This is a genomic window from Bacillus sp. PK5-006 (genome assembly GCF_054161415.1).
Genome location: NZ_CP096414.1, coordinates 1,154,781 through 1,174,264, shown reverse-complemented (window position 1 = coordinate 1,174,264; position 19,484 = coordinate 1,154,781). Strand labels below are relative to the sequence as shown.

At 42.7% G+C, this 19,484-nt stretch carries 17 protein-coding genes; 3 read left to right on the top strand and 14 right to left on the bottom strand.

Annotated elements, in window-relative coordinates; genetic code table 11:
* Positions 1 to 28: 28 nt before the first annotated feature.
* The 10 genes from M1D84_RS06010 to zapA all read right to left on the bottom strand — a co-directional run bounded on the left by M1D84_RS06010 (position 29) and on the right by zapA (position 10,252).
* Positions 29 to 802 carry an electron transfer flavoprotein subunit beta/FixA family protein gene (locus M1D84_RS06010; protein ID WP_024427173.1) on the bottom strand — a complete coding sequence of 258 codons (774 nt, stop codon included), beginning with the start codon at positions 800 to 802 and terminating at the stop codon, positions 29 to 31.
* Between the two features lie 31 nt (positions 803 to 833).
* Positions 834 to 1,613, bottom strand: a complete 780-nt coding sequence (locus tag M1D84_RS06005; protein WP_025092456.1) for an enoyl-CoA hydratase — start codon at positions 1,611 to 1,613, stop codon at positions 834 to 836.
* Positions 1,614 to 1,639: 26 nt separating this feature from the next.
* Positions 1,640 to 2,224, bottom strand: coding sequence for a TetR/AcrR family transcriptional regulator (locus M1D84_RS06000; RefSeq protein ID WP_024427175.1), 585 nt, complete (start codon positions 2,222 to 2,224; stop codon positions 1,640 to 1,642).
* Positions 2,225 to 2,392: 168 nt separating this feature from the next.
* A complete protein-coding gene (locus M1D84_RS05995; RefSeq protein ID WP_041115046.1) occupies positions 2,393 to 4,111 on the bottom strand; it encodes an AMP-binding protein in 1,719 nt (572 codons plus the stop codon).
* Between the two features lie 99 nt (positions 4,112 to 4,210).
* On the bottom strand, positions 4,211 to 4,666 hold the full coding sequence (locus M1D84_RS05990) for an immunity 63 family protein (RefSeq protein WP_073208389.1): 456 nt from the start codon (positions 4,664 to 4,666) through the stop codon (positions 4,211 to 4,213).
* A 162-nt stretch (positions 4,667 to 4,828) separates the two neighbouring features.
* A complete protein-coding gene (locus M1D84_RS05985) occupies positions 4,829 to 5,233 on the bottom strand; it encodes a DUF350 domain-containing protein (RefSeq protein WP_007501637.1) in 405 nt (134 codons plus the stop codon).
* A 14-nt stretch (positions 5,234 to 5,247) separates the two neighbouring features.
* Positions 5,248 to 7,605: an endonuclease MutS2 gene (locus M1D84_RS05980; RefSeq protein WP_024423224.1), complete on the bottom strand. Its 2,358-nt coding sequence runs from the start codon at positions 7,603 to 7,605 to the stop codon at positions 5,248 to 5,250.
* A 21-nt stretch (positions 7,606 to 7,626) separates the two neighbouring features.
* A complete protein-coding gene (polX, locus tag M1D84_RS05975; RefSeq protein ID WP_458106428.1) occupies positions 7,627 to 9,339 on the bottom strand; it encodes a DNA polymerase/3'-5' exonuclease PolX in 1,713 nt (570 codons plus the stop codon).
* Between the two features lie 114 nt (positions 9,340 to 9,453).
* A complete protein-coding gene (locus M1D84_RS05970; protein WP_024423226.1) occupies positions 9,454 to 9,987 on the bottom strand; it encodes a CvpA family protein in 534 nt (177 codons plus the stop codon).
* A 7-nt stretch (positions 9,988 to 9,994) separates the two neighbouring features.
* Positions 9,995 to 10,252 (bottom strand): cell division protein ZapA, encoded by a 258-nt coding sequence (gene zapA, locus M1D84_RS05965; RefSeq protein ID WP_012010831.1) that lies wholly within the window; start codon positions 10,250 to 10,252, stop codon positions 9,995 to 9,997.
* A gap of 179 nt (positions 10,253 to 10,431) precedes the next feature.
* Here zapA and rnhC point away from each other — a divergent pair, with 179 nt between their 5' ends.
* Together rnhC and M1D84_RS05955 are read left to right on the top strand one after the other, a co-directional pair.
* The gene (rnhC, locus tag M1D84_RS05960; protein WP_044335331.1) at positions 10,432 to 11,310 is read left to right on the top strand and encodes a ribonuclease HIII; all 879 of its coding nucleotides are present in this window, start codon (positions 10,432 to 10,434) and stop codon (positions 11,308 to 11,310) included.
* Between the two features lie 111 nt (positions 11,311 to 11,421).
* A protein-coding gene (locus tag M1D84_RS05955; RefSeq protein WP_206534229.1) for an IS3 family transposase occupies positions 11,422 to 12,572 on the top strand; the annotation gives its coding sequence in 2 pieces (ribosomal slippage) (positions 11,422 to 11,695 and positions 11,695 to 12,572; 1,152 coding nt in all).
* Between the two features lie 64 nt (positions 12,573 to 12,636).
* Here the strand turns inward: M1D84_RS05955 and pheT are convergent.
* The 3 genes from pheT to M1D84_RS05940 all read right to left on the bottom strand — a co-directional run bounded on the left by pheT (position 12,637) and on the right by M1D84_RS05940 (position 17,221).
* Complete coding sequence (gene pheT / locus M1D84_RS05950; RefSeq protein ID WP_024425728.1) at positions 12,637 to 15,051, bottom strand: phenylalanine--tRNA ligase subunit beta; 2,415 nt, start codon at positions 15,049 to 15,051, stop codon at positions 12,637 to 12,639.
* Positions 15,052 to 15,066: 15 nt separating this feature from the next.
* Entirely contained in the window at positions 15,067 to 16,101 is a 1,035-nt protein-coding gene (pheS, locus tag M1D84_RS05945) for a phenylalanine--tRNA ligase subunit alpha (RefSeq protein ID WP_024425727.1), read from the bottom strand.
* A 376-nt stretch (positions 16,102 to 16,477) separates the two neighbouring features.
* Positions 16,478 to 17,221, bottom strand: coding sequence for a TrmH family RNA methyltransferase (locus tag M1D84_RS05940; protein ID WP_024425726.1), 744 nt, complete (start codon positions 17,219 to 17,221; stop codon positions 16,478 to 16,480).
* A 113-nt stretch (positions 17,222 to 17,334) separates the two neighbouring features.
* On the opposite strand from M1D84_RS05940, the gene sspI reads away from it, so the two are divergent.
* Positions 17,335 to 17,556 carry a small acid-soluble spore protein SspI gene (gene sspI / locus M1D84_RS05935; protein ID WP_024425725.1) on the top strand — a complete coding sequence of 74 codons (222 nt, stop codon included), beginning with the start codon at positions 17,335 to 17,337 and terminating at the stop codon, positions 17,554 to 17,556.
* Positions 17,557 to 17,597: 41 nt separating this feature from the next.
* Here the strand turns inward: sspI and cstA are convergent, their stop codons facing one another.
* Complete coding sequence (gene cstA / locus M1D84_RS05930; RefSeq protein ID WP_024425724.1) at positions 17,598 to 19,394, bottom strand: carbon starvation protein CstA; 1,797 nt, start codon at positions 19,392 to 19,394, stop codon at positions 17,598 to 17,600.
* Between the last annotated feature and the right edge of the window lie 90 nt (positions 19,395 to 19,484).

Genomic DNA, 19,484 nt, shown 5'->3' with positions numbered 1-19,484 from the left:
TGTTCTCGTGATATCGTAAAGTGGATGTTTAGATGACTTTTGCTTCATTTCTGAGTAGATCTGTCAGTTCTTTGACTTGATCCTGAAGCTCGCCGCTCAGCACCTTGCCACCCTCTTTTTTCTCCGGTAAGAAACGTTCAATTGTTTTGATTTTATATGGTACATCGTCTTCATCCAGATCTAAATCATCAAGTTCCAATTCTTCTAAAGGCTTTTTCTTTGCCTTCATAATGCCTGGTAATGATGGATAGCGAGGCTCATTGAGTCCTTGCTGAGCTGTGACGACAAGCGGGAGTTCGGCAGAAATGACTTCCACATCCCCCTCTGCATCTCGTTCAATCGATACAGAGCCGCCGTCAATTTGAATACTTGTTATCGTAGTCACATATGAAAAACCGAGTAATTCAGCAAGACGCGGGGCTACCTGTCCAGAGCCGCCGTCAATTGCTACATTCCCTGCTAAGATCAAGGAAGCCTCTTTGTCTTTTAAATAGTGATAAAGAATGGTAGAAGCTGAATATTGGTCCCACTCTTCTAAGTCATCTTCGACGTTTAATAAGACGGCCCTGTCACAGCCCATAGCAAGTGCTGTTCTCAGCTGTTTCTCTGCATCCTCACCGCCAACTGTCACAACGGTCACTTCTCCCCCGTGCTCATCGCGAAGCTGAATGGCTTCTTCAATGGCATACTCGTCATAAGGATTAATAATGAACTCTGCTCCATCTTCTTGAATTGCACCAGACTGAATCGAAATTTTCTCTTCCGTGTCAAACGTACGCTTCATCAAAACAAATATATTCATTTATTTCTCCCCCTTGTGTCGTACTTATCCCTTATTCCCCTTTAAAGTTCGGTTTGCGCTTTTCTATAAAGGCCTGGATGCCTTCTTTGGCGTCATTTGATTGGAAAACCTCACCAAACTTTTTGGCTTCCAGCTTCATTCCGCCATCATATGAATACAATTTTGTGGCGTTCAATAAATCAAGCACATATTCAAGTGATTTTGGGCTTTTCGCGGCAAATTTCCCCGCAAGTGTTTTAGCCGCTTCGAGCGCTTCTTCCTCTGTTTCTGCCAGCTTTGTAACAAGGCCGCACGTAAATGCTTCTTCACCTGTAATCGGTTCAGCTGTTCCCATCATTTCAAGCGCTTTAGCAGAACCAACGTAGCGAGGGAGGCGCTGCGTGCCGCCGAATCCTGGAATAATGCCGAGGTTTAGTTCTGGCAGTCCAAGCTTTGCATCTTTTGTTGCGATTCGGATATCACAAGACATAGCAAGCTCAAGGCCTCCGCCTAATGCTGCTCCGTGAATCGAGGCAATGACTGGCTTTGGACACTGTTCAATCCGTTCAAAGACTTGCTGTCCTCTATCAGCGAGGCTTGCATAATCAGACTCTTCCTGTAAAGTCGTAAATTCTTTAATATCAGCACCTGCTGAGAAGAATCTGCCTTCTCCGTGGATCACAATCGCTCTTACTTCTTCATTCTGTTCGAGCTTATCAAACATGTCATTAAGCTCAGTGAGCAGCTGAGAGGATAAGGCATTTGCAGGCGGGTTCTGAATCGTGATGAGCGCTGTCTGTCCTTCATGATGTAAGCTGAGTATTTTTTCCATGTCAATCATCCTTTTTCACATTGTCTTTAGGATTGATGTATTCCGTTTAACAGCAGATCATGTACACTTTCTGCGAGTGCAGGCAGATCATACTTTTGATCATTCATAACCCATGTTGTTGCGGTTTCATCAATCGTCCCAAATACCATTTGTCTTGCTAAGCGGACATCTAAATTTTGTCTGAATTCTCCTGTTTTCTTTCCTTCTGTTAAAATCGACTCGAGCATATTTAAATACCCTTTTAGCACCTCATTGATTTTTTGCCGCAGCTCAAGGTTTGACTGCCTGAGTTCAAGCTGTGTCACAAGAGCCAAATGATGATTTTGCGCCAGCATGCGAAAATGCTCCTCAATCAACAGTAGAAGCTTTTCTTTTGCAGACGGCTTCTTTTGAATATCTGTCTCCATCCGTTCGATGAATTGTCCCATTTTTTCTTTGAACAATGAGATGAGAATATCCTCTTTGTTTTTGAAATAAAGATAAATGGTTCCGTCTGCCACCCCTGCTTGTTTCGCAATCTTTGAAACTTGTGATTGATGATAGCCGTTCTCTGCAATCACCACAACTGCTGCATCAATAATTTGCATGTACTTCGGTCTTTTCTGCTTCAATGTGCTTCGTCCCTTTCTAAATTGAATGAGCATTCATTCATAACTTTATGTTAAAAAGAAACGGGTGATTTGTCAAGAGATCTTCTTCTTTCTTTTCAACCTTTATCATACCAGAGCAGACTGTCATCATTCAAATCATCCGGCCGCTCGACCGGATGATGAAGGTCGTTATTTCTTCAATTGATCGACAGGTGTCTCAGATGATGAAGCTTGCTTTCTTTTTTCTTCTTCAATTAATACTCTGCGCAAAATTTTTCCGACAGCCGTTTTAGGCAGTGATTCTTTAAATTCATACACGCGCGGTACTTTAAATGAAGCAATTCTCGTTCTGACAAAGCGATCGAGTTCATCCTCTGTTAAATAAGCATCCTTTTTCGGCACAACAAACGCTTTTACTGTTTCTCCTCTATAAGGATCTGGTATACCTGCGACCACGACTTCTTGTACAAGCTCATGCTCATATAGGGCTTCTTCGACCTCTCTTGGGTAAATATTATAACCGCTCGCAATAATGACATCTTTTTTCCGGTCAACGATATAGAAAAAACCGTCCTCATCCATATACCCAATATCTCCGGTGAAAAACCATCCATCCCTTAATACAGCTGCTGTCTCCTCTGGCTGATTCCAATAGCCTTTCATAATTTGCGGCCCTTTGACGATAATTTCTCCGTGCTCATACGGCTCTTTAAGGCCACCCGTTTCCTCGCAATAAATGCCTGCGTCTGTCCCAGGCCACGGACAGCCAATGCTGCCTGTTTTGTTTGCTCCCCATAAAAAGTTAGAATGGGTCACTGGCGAAGTTTCTGAAAGACCATACCCCTCTACTAAACGCCCTCCTGTTAATTTCTCAAAGCTCTGTTTGACTTCAACAGGAAGAGCCGCCGAGCCGCTTAAACATGCAGTGATGGACGACAGGTCATACTTTTCAATGTTTGGATGATGCAGCAAGGCAATATACATGGTGGGTGCACCTGGAAAGAGCGTCGGTTTCTGTTTTTCAATCGTTTTGAGGGTATCAGCTGCGTCAAATCGCGGAAGGAGAATCATTGAATGCCCTTCTTTGACAGCAAGATTTAATACGGTCGTCATTCCGTATACATGAAAAAACGGAATGATGCCAAGGATTCGTTCTTTGCCTCTTGTCGTTTTATACATCCAAGAAGCGCACATTTCAGTATTCGCTAAAATATTTTCATGCGTCAGCATGACCCCTTTTGGTAAACCAGTCGTTCCGCCTGTATATTGCAAAACAGCGACATCCTCTTTCGGTTCAAAGGCAAGCGCCGGAATCTGTTCTTCTGACGATTCTTTCATGATTTGTGAGAAGTGATGAATGGTCTCACTTTTCTCTACTTGGATGACCATTTTATTTTTTCTTTTTTGGACGATAGGAAACAGAATGTTTTTCGGAAATGGTAAATAATCCTGTAGTTTGGTGATGATCAAGTGCTCCATACTTGTCAGCGCTTTCATTTTATAGGCCTTTGGATACAATAAATCCAGTGTAATCAGCACTTTTGAGCCGCTGTCCTCCATTTGATATGCCAGTTCTTTCTCCGTATAAAGCGGGTTCGTTTGAACAACGATGCCGCCTGCAATTAAAACAGCATAATAAGAAATGACAGATTGAGGACAGTTTGGCAGCATGATCGCTACTCTGTCGCCTTTTTTCACGCCAATTTTCATCAGGTGACCAGCTAGTTTCAATGCTTCTTCCTGGAGCTGTTCATAGGTGATGTTTTTTCCTAGAAAATGAATGGCTGTATGCTCAGGTGCAGCCTCTGCGGAGCTGAATAAGTAAGATTGTAACGTCTCATTTGGGATGGTGAGTTCGTGGGGAATTTGATTCGGGTAATGCAGAAGCCAACGTTTATCTGACTGCATAAAAACCCTCCTTCCTGAACTTTCGTACTATTTTATTATAGCAAACTTTTCCTTAAGGCAGTTTGCTTTTTTCAAATAGAGCTTGGTTCCATGCCATCTTTATTTCTTCGCTGGTGTTTCGATCGATGCTCTTTTTCCTTCATGATGCCACTGTTCATATAATCCACCAATTGCACGGAATGACTCATTTACTCTCTCCACGATCTGTTGATGGATACTCGGATCATTCGGTAAATGCGTCTGAATGTTGTCGACTTGATACTGCCTCATCATGTCTATGTAGACTGTGAGAAAGATCGTGTCTTCTAAAATCCAGTAAATGACTTCATCCGCCGCTTTTGTTCTTTTATGCAGCATTTGGATTCCTCGTTCATATTGAATGAGAATATAGCCACTCGGATCGATTTGAACATAAGGGCTCAAATCATCAAAAAATCCAGTCGTTTGAAATGGACGTGCAATATACGGTTCATATATGTCTCTTGGCAGAGAAGTCATTTGGAGACAAGTATCAATACGCTTTATGAGTTCGTCTTTTTGCAGAATTTTCTTCATGTGATTCGCCGCCTTTGGGTGAGATAAAAGCTGCCAAGGAATCCCTGACAGCTTTCGCACTTTGTCTTCTTCATTTCACAGGAACATGTAAACGGCACCAATGACCGCAAAAGTGCAGGCAACTACGATTAATACTTTTGCTAGCTTTTCCATGTCGTCTCCTTAAATGCCGGCTGCTACTACGTAAGACAGCCCAACTGAAATAATGAGTGAAATAAACCCGACCGCTCTATTATCATTCTCAATCTCTTTGTCTACTTTAAATCGCGGTGTTAAAAATTCAAAAATGAAATAGCTGACAAGCAGCATCACAAAGCCGTATACGCCCCATCCAACCATTTGCAGAAGGGAATTGTGCTGTGCGATTGAATGCTGAAACACATTCGCAATCCCAAAAATCTTTCCGCCTGTTGCCATGGCAACAGCTAAGTTCCCACGCTGGATCTCTTCCCAGTTTTTATAGGAGGTAACGAGTTCAAAAATGGTTAGAAATAAGACAAGACATAGGACGGCCACGCTGTAATAGGCGGCAATTTCCACAAGTTCATTTTCCCAAAAGGCTTTCATGCGTTTTCTCCTTTTTACTTTAATTCGACGATGGTAACGCCTGATCCTCCCTCGCCTTGTTCCCCAAAACGAGCATTTTTCACACTTCGGTGCTGTTTCAGTAATTCCTGAACCCCTTTTCTAAGGGCGCCAGTTCCTTTTCCGTGAATGATTGACACTCGCGGATAACCAGCTAAGACAGCATCATCTAAATATTTCTCGACTCTGCTTAAGGCATTTTCATAACGCTCGCCCCTTAAGTCAAGCTCAAGTGATACATGATAGTCTTTTCCTTTGACTGCCGTAATGGCTTTTTCCTGCTTAAATTCAGGTGCTGATTTGATAAATTCCATATCTTTTTCTTTTACTTTCATTTTCAGAATGCCCATTTGGACACTCCATTCTTTGTCACCTGTTTGTTCAAGCAGCGTTCCTTTTTGCCCGAAGGTGAGCACTTTCACTTCGTCGCCTGATTTTAGCTGTCTTGCTGCTTTTTTCACCGGCTCAGGCTTTTTCTTCCGGTCAAACTCAGGAACTGCTTCTTCAAGACGCTTTCTCGCATCGATGAGTTCATGCTCTTTGAATGAGCGATGCTCATTTTTTATCGACCGAAGCTCTTGAATGATGTCTTCTGCTTCTTTTGAGGCTTGTTCAATCTTTTCTGCTGCTTTTTGTTCAGCTTCTTCTAGCAGTTTGTCCTTTTGCTCATTCCATTCAAGAATTTGTCTCTGCAATTCTTTATGAAGCTTTTCTGCTTCTTTTCTATAGATTTCTGTCTCATGCAACTCTTCTTCTGCTTGTTTCTTGCTGTCTTCTAATGAAGCAATCATTTGGTCTACTTCATTATGTTCGGCATGCATATCCGCTTTTGCCCGATCAATGAGGTGATCTGGCAAACCAAGACGTTTAGAAATTTCAAATGCATTACTTCGTCCGGGCACACCGATGAGCAAGCGGTACGTTGGTGATAAGGTTTCAATGTCAAACTCCACGCTCGCATTTGTGACACCTTCTCGGTTATATCCGTAAGCCTTCAGCTCAGGATAGTGAGTCGTTGCGATGACGCGTGCATTTGTTTGATGCACTTCATCTAAGATACTCATGGCCAGCGCGGCACCTTCAGCAGGGTCTGTTCCTGCTCCTAATTCATCAAATAACACGAGTGAGTTAGATGTCAAATTCTTTAAGATATCCACAATATTGACCATATGAGATGAGAACGTACTCAAGCTTTGCTCAATCGACTGTTCATCTCCAATATCAGCAAATACTTGGTCAAATACCGCCACTTCCGATCCTTCTTCAACTGGAATATGAAGGCCTGACTGCGTCATCAGCGTCAAAAGACCAAGCGTTTTTAAGGTAACTGTCTTACCCCCTGTATTTGGGCCAGTAATGACGATGGTTGAAAAATCTTTGCCGAGCTCGATGTCATTTGCCACAACCTGATCCCTAGGCAATAGAGGATGTCTTGCCCGCTTTAAATAAATCTCCCCTTGATCGTTCACAGCAGGCTTTGTGGCTTTTTCTGCCTTTGCATATTTGGCTTTAGCAAAAATAAAATCTAACGTCTGAAGCTCCTTTACATTGTGAAGCAGTTCCTCAATGTGTTCTGACACACTCTCTGTCAGCATTTGCAGGATCTTTTCGACCTCTTGTTTTTCTTTTAAACGGGTTTGCTGCAAGGTGTTATTTAGATCCACGACCACTTGCGGCTCGATAAAAAGGGTTGCCCCAGATGATGACTGATCGTGAACAATTCCGCCGTAATTCGAGCGGTACTCCTGCTTTACCGGAATCACAAACCGATCATTACGAATGGTGACAATCGTGTCTGACAGCATTTTCGAAGCAGATTGTGAACGAATCATGGATTCTAATTTATCACGAACTTTTGATTCAAGTGAACGTAATTGTATGCGCAATGAACGAAGTGCCGGGGTGGCATGGTCGAGAACTTCTCCATTATCACCAATACAGCTTTCGATTTCTTTTCTCACTTCAGGCAGTAAAATCAGTGTCTCTGCATATGTATGAAGCCGTGGTATGTCTACACCATCTTCATACATGGACTTGAGAAAATGCTTCATATTCTTCACAGCATATAATAGTCCTGCAATTTCCATGAGCTCAGACGGGCTTAATGTACTGCCGATTTCTGCCCGTTTGACCCCGCGTCTAATATCCGTCAGCCCGCCAAATGGCGCCGATCCCTTTAAGCGGATAACATCCTGTGCTTCTGCTACCTCTTCCAGCAAATGCTGAATGGTTTCTATATCCGTCAGCGGCGTTAAATCCTGCGCTCTTTCTTTTCCTAATGAGGATGCGGTATAGGACATGACTTTTTCTTTTACTTTATGAAATTCTAATGATGCTAACACTTTTTGTTGCAGCATGGTCCAGCCTCCTAACGACTACCTGTCACGCGTTAAAAACTTTTTGATCTCGCTTAGAGAAAAAGTATTCACGACATTTGCTTTTGGTGTCCAGCCTTTTCTTGCAGCTGTTACACCAACTTCCATATGATCCAGCATGGCGATATTGTGTGCATCTGTATTGATCATGATGTTTACACCTGCTTCGTTTGCTTTCATTAAATGCTCTGTTTTCAAATCAAGTCTTGACGGGTTGCTGTTGAGCTCTAGTGCAGTTCCCGTTTTCTTCGCAAGCTCTATAAGCTGATCTATATTTAAGGCATAGCCGTCCCGTCTGCCGATCAAACGGCCTGTTGGATGTGCAATTAAATCCACATGCTGATTCCGCAGGGCATTTTCAAGGCGCTCCATGATGACTTCCTCTGGCTGAGAAAAGCTCGAATGGATGGACGCAACCACAAAATCCATGTCTGATAAAAAGTCATCATCATAATCTAATGATCCATCCGGGAGAATATCCATTTCGACCCCTTTGAAAATGTGAAAATGCTCAAATTCTTGATTCAGCTTGTCAATTTCTTTTGCTTGCAGACGTAAACGTTCTTTTGTTAAACCGTTTGCTACTTTTAAATATTGCGAGTGGTCTGTAATCGCCATGTATTCATAGCCTTTTGCGATACATGCCTCTGCCATTTCGCGAATAGAAAATGCGCCGTCACTCCAAGTCGAGTGCATATGAAGGTCGCCTTTCATATCTTTTAACTCTACAAATTGCATACTTTCTTTATACGTATCAATCTCCGCTCCGGTTTCACGAATTTCTGGCGGAATGAGCGGAAGTTCAAAATGCGCATAAAAAGCGGCCTCGTCTTCAAACGTTTTGACTTCTCCAGTTTCAATTGTTTCCACACCATATTCACTAATACGCTCTCCGCGTTCCTTCGCCAGCTGGCGCATGCGAATATTGTGATCTTTTGAGCCGGTGAAATGATGCAGCGTTGTGGCAAATTGATCTGTTGTCACAAGCCGGAAGTCTACACTGATCTCAAAATCAAGGGCAAGAATGACAGATACCTTCGTATCACCGCTTGCGATAACGTCTTTGACATCATCGAGTGCAACGAGCTGCTCTCTGACTTGTTCAGGATCGCTGGTTGCAATGATATAATCTAGATCTTTGACAGTTTCCCGTGCACGTCTTAAACTGCCAGCTCTTGAAAAACGAAGAATACCCTTCATCTGTTCAAGCGCATGATCAATTCGCTCTGCCACATCTAATGCAAAGCCAATTGGCAGTCGTTCTGGCTGCTTTCCGGCCTCCTCAAGAGCAGCGAGAATCTTTTCTTCTGTTTTTTTACCGAAGCCTGCAAGCGCTTGTACTTTTTCCGCTTCACATGCTTCCTTTAATGACTGTGCATCATGGACTCCAAGCTCTTGATAAAGCTTAGCAATCTTCTTCCCGCCAAGTCCTTGCAATTTTAAGAGCGGGACAAGTCCTTCAGGCACTTCCTTTTTTAATTGTTCAAGTGTTTCTGATTGTCCTTTTTCGATATACTCTGTGATCACAGCAAAGGTTCCTTTTCCAATGCCGGGTAATGCTAATAGATCATCTATTTGAGAAAGGCTGCGGTCGTCTTGTTGCAGTGCCGCTGCTGCTTTACGAAAGGCAGAAATTTTAAAAGGATTATCTCCTTTTAGTTCCATATATACTGCAATTGTTTCAAGAAGTTTGATAATATCTTTTTTATTCATCTCTCATCCTCCAGCCGCTTTGGCATCTTCCTATATAAATATACAAACTTTCCCTTCATCCTACAACTTTCTGTCATGGAATGAGAAAAAACTTCTCCAGGAAAGGAGAAGTTTTTAAACTCCATACGTCGACCAGAGGTCTTTGACAAGACCGGACAGGTAAGGGGTGTTGTTTACGATCACATCTGCTAACATTGATTTGCTCATCATTGTTTGCAGCGCATCTACTGGAAGTAATGCAGCGACAAACAATAGAATAAACACAAATAAATAGGTTTCAAGAAATCCTAAAACACCGCCAAGCAGTTTGTTCACCTGTTTAATCACAGGTATACTTGCAATGGTTGTGAGCAATCCGCCAATGATGGCGAGCAGGATTTTGGTCAAGATAAACAGAATGATAAACGCAATGGTATTATAATAAGCTGTTTCTAGATTCCCGCTAAAGAAAGCGAGCTGCGGTTGACCGCCGCTAAAATTAGGTGCCGGAATCCACGTAAGCTGTGGTGCCAGTGACTGATAAAACATGGACGCCACTAAGATAGAAACAACAAAGCTGATCAATTTAATAAATTGAAGAATAAACCCGCGTTTTAGACCGACAAGCGTTCCCATAAGAAGCAAAAACAAAATGATGATATCGATCACGGTAATTTCATTCCTTTTCTTTTAGCTGAATCTCTAATTTTTCGTATTGCTCTTTTAATTTCAAGTAGTCGTGGACGACATTGACTGCTGTCAGTACAGCTAATTTGTTTATATCAAGGTATGGATTTTTTTCATTTATTTCTCTCATTTTATCATCAACAATTGACGCAACATGCCGCATATGCATCTTCGTTTCTTGACCGATGATCGTATAGGACTGTCCGTATATCTCAACTGTTGTTTTCGTTTTACCGCCGTCAGACAACGTTTCTCCTCCATTCCACGAGAATCCTAGTCTCTATCATAACATGTTTAGACATTGAATGGAAAGACGAGCCCTTACCTGTTATGGTACACTTTAGAAATCAATGATATCAAGGTAAAAAGGAGTTATCCACTGTGCCCCAATCCGTTTTAAAAGCAACATCAGAAGACCTCAAAAAAATGAAGAGCGCGTATGCGCACCATTTAACAGACACTTTGCCGCCAGGCGCCCTCTTTCAAGCAAAAGTCCCTGGCTGTACGATTACAGCTTATCGATCTGGAAAAGTGCTCTTTCAAGGACAAAAGGCAGAAGCTGAAGCCAGTCAATTCAGCCATTTACAAGCAGCTGATACGAAAAGTCAAAAATCACCTGCTGTCACAAAATACAGTCCGCCGCCTGGCATTGCTTCCATGTCGGTCGTCGGTTCAGATGAAGTAGGTACAGGTGATTATTTCGGACCGATCACAGTCTGTGCGGCCTATGTTGATGCCAGCCAGCTTGCTTTAATGAAAGAGCTTGGCGTAAAAGACTCAAAAGGATTAAAGGACCCGCAAATTATCAACATTGCCAAGGATCTCATCAAAACCATTCCGTTCAGTCTTCTCGTTCTCCGAAATGAAAAGTACAATACGATGCAGGAAAAGGGCATGAGTCAAGGAAAAATGAAGGCACTGCTTCATAACCAAGTCATCACCTCTGTGCTAGAAAAACTCGATGGAAAGCAGCCTGAAGCCATTTTGATTGACCAATTTGCAGAACCAGGCATTTATTTCAAGCATCTGGCCGGGAAAAAAATTATCCGGGAGCGGACGTATTTTAGTACAAAAGCAGAAGGCATCCATTTGTCAGTCGCTGCAGCTTCCATTATCGCAAGGTACGCCTTTTTAATTGAAATGGACAAATTATCACAGGCTGCAGGCTTTGACATCCCAAAAGGGGCCGGTCCTCATGTAGATAAGGCCGCCGCCAAGCTCATCAAAATGCATGGTGAAGATGCTTTACGTCAATTTACAAAGCTGCATTTTGCCAACACACAAAAAGCGAAAAAAATGCTATAAAAAAAGCTAGGGCCCAGGGACTGACCCCATAAGATGAGACAAATAAAAAACACCTTCAAGTTTGAAAACGGATCGTTGTAATCCGAAATAAAACATGGAGGTGTTTTTTCTATGGGGACAAGAGTGAGTTATCCGGTTGAAGTCAAGCAGAAGGCTGTAGACATGAGATTGGCAGGCGTATCTATGAAAGAGATCATGCAGGAATTGAATATCAAAAATAAAACGCAGGTTCAGACATGGGTGAGGTGGCATAAGGCTGGGGATACACACCGGTTCGAACAGCCTGTTGGAAAACAATATACCTATGGAAAGGGTCCCGAGTACTCTTCCGAATTAGAGAGACTGCAGGCAGAAAATCGCTATCTGAGTCAACAGAATGAAGTTTTAAAAAAGTACAACGAATTGGAAAGGAAGTTGATAAGGAAACGTCAATCAAACTAGTAGAAGAATTGTGCAAAATGATGACAGTACAGGACATTTGTGTCCATTTAAGCATCTCTCGCGCTTCGTACTATAGATGGAAAAAAGATCTGACTCAGAATCATTCTAAAAAACAACTAGAGAAGCAAATCGGCACGTTGTGCCGAGAGCACAAGTATCGATATGGATACCGAAAAATCACAGCCTTACTAAAAGTGAGAATGCGTATTAACCATAAAACTGTTCAACGTATCATGCAGAAAAACCAGTGGCAGTGCCGGGTTAAAATGAAAAAGCGTAAGAAGAATGGGCAGCCCTATGCCGTGGCCGGTAATATACTGGATCGGAACTTTCAGTCTGATCGTCCTCTTGAAAAACTAGTAACGGACATCACGTATTTGCCTTATGGACAGAAACAATTGTACCTTTCCAGTATATTGGATTTATATAATGGAGAAGTGATTGCGTTTACGATTGGTGATAAGCAGGACACAGACTTTATTTTAAACACACTTGATCAGCTCCCAGCACTGCCTGAAAACTGTGTGTTACATAGCGACCAAGGTTCTGTGTATACATCTTACGAGTATCAGAAAGCTGTTCATATAAAAGGCATTACCATGAGCATGTCCCGTAAAGGGACGCCCGCTGATAATGCCTCCATCGAATCGTTTCATTCCTCGCTAAAGTCTGAAACGTTCTATCTTAACAGCATTGATCGAACTACGACCACCATCGTAGAACGCACTGTCAAAGAATACATTTATTATTATAACAACATTCGTATTCAAACAAAACTAAACAACCAATCACCGATCAACTATCGGCAATTGGCTGTATAAAGGTGTTTTGATCCCTGTCTCAAAAACGGGGGTCAGTCCCCCATGAGGCCATAGCTTTTTTTCTTTAACCGCGTAAGACGGCTTGATACGTATCTTCTAGTGCTTTCAATACTTTTGTATGAACAGCTGTGACTTCTTCCTCGGTCAACGTTTGTTCAGGGTTTAAATATTGAAGAGAGAATGCCACAGATTTTTTGCCTTCTTCCATATGTTCCCCTTCATATACATCAAATACAGATAGGTCTGTGAGTAATTGACCGCCTGCTTCATAGATCACACGCTCCAGCTGTCCGCTTGAGATATGCTGATCGACAACAAGTGCAATATCTCTTGTCACAGCAGGGAATCTCGGAATCGCTGTATATTTCATATCCTTCGTTTCAGACGTCATCACATCTGTTAAATCAAACTCGAACACATACGTTTCTTTTAGATCCAATTCTTTTTCAACGACTGGATGCAGGGCGGCAACAAAGCCAATGACTTGACCATTTAAGTGAACATCTGCTGTTCGCCCTGGGTGAAGACCCTCACGCTCTGCTTGAACATATGTGATTTGGTCTGACACACCAAGCTTTTCAAACAATCCTTCAGCAATTCCTTTCGCTACATAAAAGTCGACAGCTTTTTTCTCGCCCTGCCAAAGATTCTTATGCCATAAGCCTGTCAGCGCACCAGCGACATGTTCTTTTTCCACTGGTTTTGCCCCTTCAGCTTCTGCTAAGAAAACTGAGCCCGTTTCATAAAATCCGAATGAATCAGCTTGTCTTGCCAAGTTATATGCTACAGAATCAAGTAAGTTTGGCAGAAGACTTTGTCTTAGCACACTGCGTTCCTCACTCATTGGCAGAGAAAGTCTCGTTTTATAAGCTGGATGCAGGGCAAAAGCTGTGGACTTATGCTGATTCGTCAATGAATACGTAATCGCTTGAGAAAGTCCTGCGCCCTCTAAGAAACGTCTGACCTTTCTCCGCTTTACTTGGTATGGTGTGAGACCGCCAACAGTGCCGGCTGTCGCAGGCAGTGTAGATGGAATATTATCGTAGCCGTATAATCTTGCAACTTCTTCAATGAGGTCTTCTTCAATCGTAATATCCATTCTGCGGGAAGGAACCGTTACGACAAGAACATCATTTGATTCGCCTACTGTAAAGCCTAGTTTGTTGAAAATCTGAATCATATCTTCTTTTGAAATGCTCATTCCAAGCACCTTGTTCACACGCTCAGTTGATACGTGAATGACATTCATACTTGCTTCAAGGTGATTTTCCTCAACTGTACCACTTAGCACTTCACCGCCTGCATACATACTGATCAATTGAGCTGCTCTTTCTGCTGCCGGTTTCGTACGCTGCGGATCGAGTCCTTTTTCAAATCGTGTGCTTGATTCACTGCGAAGCCCTAAGTCTCTAGATGCTTGACGGACTGTTTGACCGTTGAAATATGCCGCTTCTAAAAGAATCGTCGTTGTCTCATCACGCACCTCTGATTCAAAGCCGCCCATGACGCCAGCTACCGCGTGCGCTTTCGTTCCATTCGTGATGACAAGATGCTTTGATGATAATGTACGCTCCTGCTCATCGAGTGTTTGAATGATTTCGCTGTCAGACGCTTTACGTACAACCACCTGCTTTGAACCAAAGCGGTCATAATCAAAGGCATGAAGCGGCTGGCCGTATTCAAGCAGTACAAAGTTTGTAATATCCACGACGTTGTTAATTGGACGGATGCCTGCATTCATCAATCTTGTTTGCATCCAAAGCGGTGCTGGTCCAACCTTTACATTTTTAATGATCTTCGCTGCATAAAGTGGATTCGCTTCTTGATCCTCAATTTTAACAGAAATATAGTCTGCTGCTTTTTCGGAAGAAGTGTCATGTGCTGTATCAGGAAGCTTGATGTCTCTTCCTAAAATGGCGGCAACCTCATAAGCCACACCCAGCATATTCAGGGCATCGGCACGGTTTGGTGTTAAGCCGAGCTCAAGCACCGCATCATCTAATTGAAGTGCTTGGAGGGCATCATCCCCTGGTTTCACGTCATTCGGGAAAACAAAAATCCCTTCTGCATATTCCTTTGGTACGAGCTTGCTCTCTACGCCTAATTCTTGCAGAGAACAAATCATGCCATGAGACTCTTCACCGCGCAGCTTTGCTTTTTTAATTTTAAAGTTGCCAGGAAGGACTGCGCCAACCGTTGCGACGGCCACATACTGTCCTTTCTCCACATTCGGCGCCCCGCAAATAATTTGCACCGGTGCGTCTTCGCCGATATCAACAAGACATTTGTTTAATTTATCCGCATTCGGATGCTGTTCACGCTCAATGACGTGTCCAACGACAACTCCTTTGATGCCTTCGCCTTTATATTCAACGGCTTCCACTTCAATTCCGCTTCTTGTAATTTTTTCTGCTAATTCGGCCGGCTTGATGCCTTCTAAATCGACATAGTCTTCTAACCATTTATATGAAACAAACATGTTGATTTCCTCCTCTTAGTCCTGCTTGAATTGCTTTGTGAATCTAATGTCATTTGTGTAGAAATGGCGAATATCATCAATGCCGTATTTCAGCATTGCAATCCGTTCCACACCCATTCCAAAAGCAAAGCCTTGGTAAGTTTCTGGATCAAATCCGCTCATTTTCAGGACATTCGGATGAACCATTCCTGCACCTAAAATCTCAATCCAGCCTGTTCCTTTACATACAGAGCAGCCCTTCCCGCCGCATTTAAAGCAAGACACATCGACTTCGACAGATGGTTCTGTGAATGGGAAAAAGCTTGGACGCAGTCTAATTTCACGATCTTCCCCAAACATTTTTCTTGCGACTGTCTCCAGCGTTCCTTTTAGATCACTCATGCTAATATTGTGATCGACGACAAGCCCTTCAATTTGCATAAATTGATGTGAATGAGTCGCGTCATCACTGTCACGTCTATATACTTTCCCAGGACAGATGATCTTCACAGGACCTTGTCCGTTATATTTCTCAAGTGTACGTGCTTGTACTGGTGATGTTTGTGTTCTCATCAGTGTATCTTCGGTAATATAGAAGCTGTCCTGCATATCACGTGCCGGATGCTCCTTTGGAAGATTCAGCGCTTCAAAGTTATAATAATCCGTTTCCACCTCAGGACCTTCCTCAACGGTATAGCCCATTCCGATAAATAAATCTTCAATGTCTTCGACAACTATCGTTAATGGATGTCTTGCTCCCATTTTGATTGGACTTGCCGGCAAAGTAACATCGATCGTTTGAGAGGCAAGTTTATTCTTCACTTCTTCTGCTTCCAGCTGTTCATTTTTTTCAGCAATGGCACTAGCAATCTGCTCTCTTACTTCGTTTGCGAGTGCCCCCATTTTCGGTCTTTCTTCTGCGGAAAGCTTGCCCATTCCGCGAAGTACTTCTGTAATCGGTCCTTTTTTCCCTAAATATTGAACACGAATGTCATTGACCTCTTTGAGCGAGCTGGCTGCTTCAACCTTTGCTAACGCCTCTGTTTCAAGCTGTTTTAACGTTTCTTGCATGAGTGTAATCCTCCTTTTGATATACAAAACCGCTCGGATAAACGGCTGTTTGATCGTTTGAAGACAATAAAAAAACTCGTTCCTCCATAAAAGAAGGGACGAGTTGTGGTCGCGGTACCACCCTTGTTAAGCACAAATGCATGTGCGAATAAGCTTCATTGACATAACGGAATCAAACGAATCCGGTTCACCTTTACGCAAAACCTGCGGTCCCGGTGACAACTCCAGAGGTGAATTCCTGTTTCAGCATTCCTTAAATGCACTTTCAGTCTACGATGCATTCTCCCTAAAAGGCCGCTTCTTGAAACAATCTTCCTCTATCATGGTTTTTAAAATATTAGTTTTATTATAGTGAAAATAAACGCATGTTGCAACATTATCCACGCAAATGATAAACAAGAACAGCGGCTGCAACAGCTACATTTAATGATTCTGCCTGCCCATACATTGGTACATATAAATTTTGATCTGTCATTTGCAGAATGTCTGGGTCAATACCAGCTCCTTCATTTCCAACAATTAATGCAAACGGACCTTCTGCCGTTACGCTTTTATACTCTTTCGCATTTTTTAAGGCACTTCCGTATACAGGTATGCCTCGTTCTTTCAGCTCCGTGATCGCCTGTTGAAGGGTTTGCTTTAAGATAGGCAGGTGAAAATGAGACCCTTGTGCCGAACGGAGCGTTTTTCCGTTAAACGCATCAACTGTTCCTTCTCCTAAGATCACAGCATCAAGACCAGCGGCATCTGCTGTTCGAATGAGTGTGCCTAAATTCCCCGGGTCCTGCACTGCGTCTAATAAAAGAAGCCGTTCAACCTTCTTTTCTTCAAAAACAGGAACTGTACAGACTGCGGCAATGTGCTGAGGCGTTTCTGTTTCTGTCATGGCAGAAAAGGCCTCTTCGCTCAGTTCATAAAGCTCAATGTCTGGCTGGATATGAGAAGGAAGCATATCGGGCGAGGTGACCATTAATTCCTTCACGACCCCGCTCTTTAGTGCTTCTTCGACTAAATGTATTCCCTCAACGAGAAACAGCCCCGTTTTCGTTCGTTCTTTTTTCGTATGGAGCTTTTTCCACTGTTTAATGTTTGTGTTTTTAGCTGATTCTATATATTTCAAGCGACGTTAACTCCTTTAATTATCATGAATTTATTATATCTCATGCACACTACATAATAAACCTGTCTTTGAGACAGAATAGGGCTATTACCATCAAAAAAGGAGTGTGGGCAATGGATTTTAATTTAAGAGGCGCAGTCATTCAAAACATTACTGGCCATAATCAAGAGCAGCTTGAACATACGATTTTAGATGCTATTCAAAGCGGCGAGGAAAAAATGCTGCCAGGCCTTGGCGTGTTGTTCGAAGTGCTATGGCAAGAAGCATCAGAAAACGAGAAAAATGAGATCCTTGAAACATTAGAACAAGGCTTAAAACCTCAACAGCAGCAATAAAAGAAGCCGGTTTGCTTATAAAAGCAAGCCGGCTTTTTCATTTAGCCAGTGATAGGTGTTTCCATTCGAAGCGCTGGATCACGCCAGATTTCAACCCATTTTTTAATCGCAAACACAATAATGACAAATCCTAAGATCAGCATGATGATCGAAAGCACCGCATTCAGCACGCTGTAGCCAGATGCTTCAGGATTGAGATAGACATTTGCTACCATCCAATAGCCTGCATAATTCACCGTCACATATAAGTAAGCAAGCGGAATTAAACAAGTGAGCATATATCGCCTTTTATCTGCAATTTTTAATACAACAGTTGCCCCAATGATTAACCCAACCGAAGCCATTAACTGGTTTGAAACCCCAAACAGCGCCCAAATAGAGCCAATGTCCCCTGAGTAAAGTAAGTATCCCCACATAAAACAAGCAAGCGCACTTGCAAACACCGAACCAGGTACCCAGTCAGTTCGTTTAAGCGGTTTATATGCTTCACCTAAGAAGTCTTGAATCAAATAGCGTGCCACACGTGTCCCCGCATCAATAGCAGTTAAAATAAATACAGCCTCAAACATAATGACGAACTGGAAGAAGTAAGAAGCCAAATGACTAAAGAACGGAATCCCCGTAAAGATATACGCCATCCCTACAGCCAATGTCACGGCACCACCCGTTCTTCCTTCTAAGTCCAGGCCGATTTCCTTACTCAACTGCGGAAGGTTTTCGACACTCATACCGAGTGTACGGAACACTTCTGGCGTACTGTTTATCGCAAAATAATCCCCTGGATGCAGAGCAGTAGCCGCAATTAAAGCCATAATCCCAACTAAGCATTCCACTAGCATTGCGCCAAACGCAACAGGCTTCATATCACTCCATCGGTCCAGCATCTTAGGTGTTGTCCCTGAACCAACAAATGCGTGGAAACCAGAAATGGCACCGCAAGCAATGGTAATCGAAATAAATGGCCAGACAGGACCAGCTAATACAGGTCCTCCTCCATTCACAAACTCTGTAAACGCCGGGAATTGAATGGACGGATTCACGACAAAGATTCCGGCAATCAGCGCAATGAATACACCAATTTTCATAAAACTACTTAAATAGTCCCTCGGTGCAAGCAGCAGCCAAACTGGCAGAGCCGCAGCAAAAAAGGCATAGATCGGCAGGGCAAGAGCAAGCGTTTTTGTATCAAGTGTTAAAAAATCACCGAGTGCTGTTCCTTGAATATTTGGCCCAAGGAATACACCAAACATCAGCAAAATAAATCCCGCAGATGTCGCCAGCTTTAAATTGCCTGTTTTTTTATAATACAGACCAACCCCCATTGCAATCGGAATCGTGATTCCAACTGCAAATGTCCCCCAAGGGTTACGTTCTAAAGCATGAAGCACAACCATAGACAAACCTGCCATTGTGATGGTAATAATAAACAGCATCGCAAGCCCTGTACAAAACCCGGCAACAGGTCCCAGCTCTTCCTTCGCTACCTCTGATAATGATTTCCCCTTTTTTCGCATCGACGCAAATAAGACGACTAGATCATGTACAGCTCCGCCTATGACTGCACCAATTAAAAGCCAAAGGAGACCAGGTAAATATCCAAATTGAGCGGCTAAAATCGGACCCACTAACGGGCCAGCAGCTGCAATCGCAGCAAAGTGATGCCCAAATGTGACCCATTTATTTGTCGGCACATAATCTTTCCCGTCCTCTAGCGTGTGAGCCGGTGTAGGATGATCATCTGTGACCTTTAATACCTTGACCATCATAAATGTGCCATAAAGACGATAGGCAATCGCTAAAATACACATAGATCCTATTACAATTGTAACCGCATTCATTTAACCATCCCCTTTGTATAAACAATTTGTTACAAATATAACATAAATTGATTGATTTTTCTTTCTTTTAAAACCAAGTTGACAAATAAG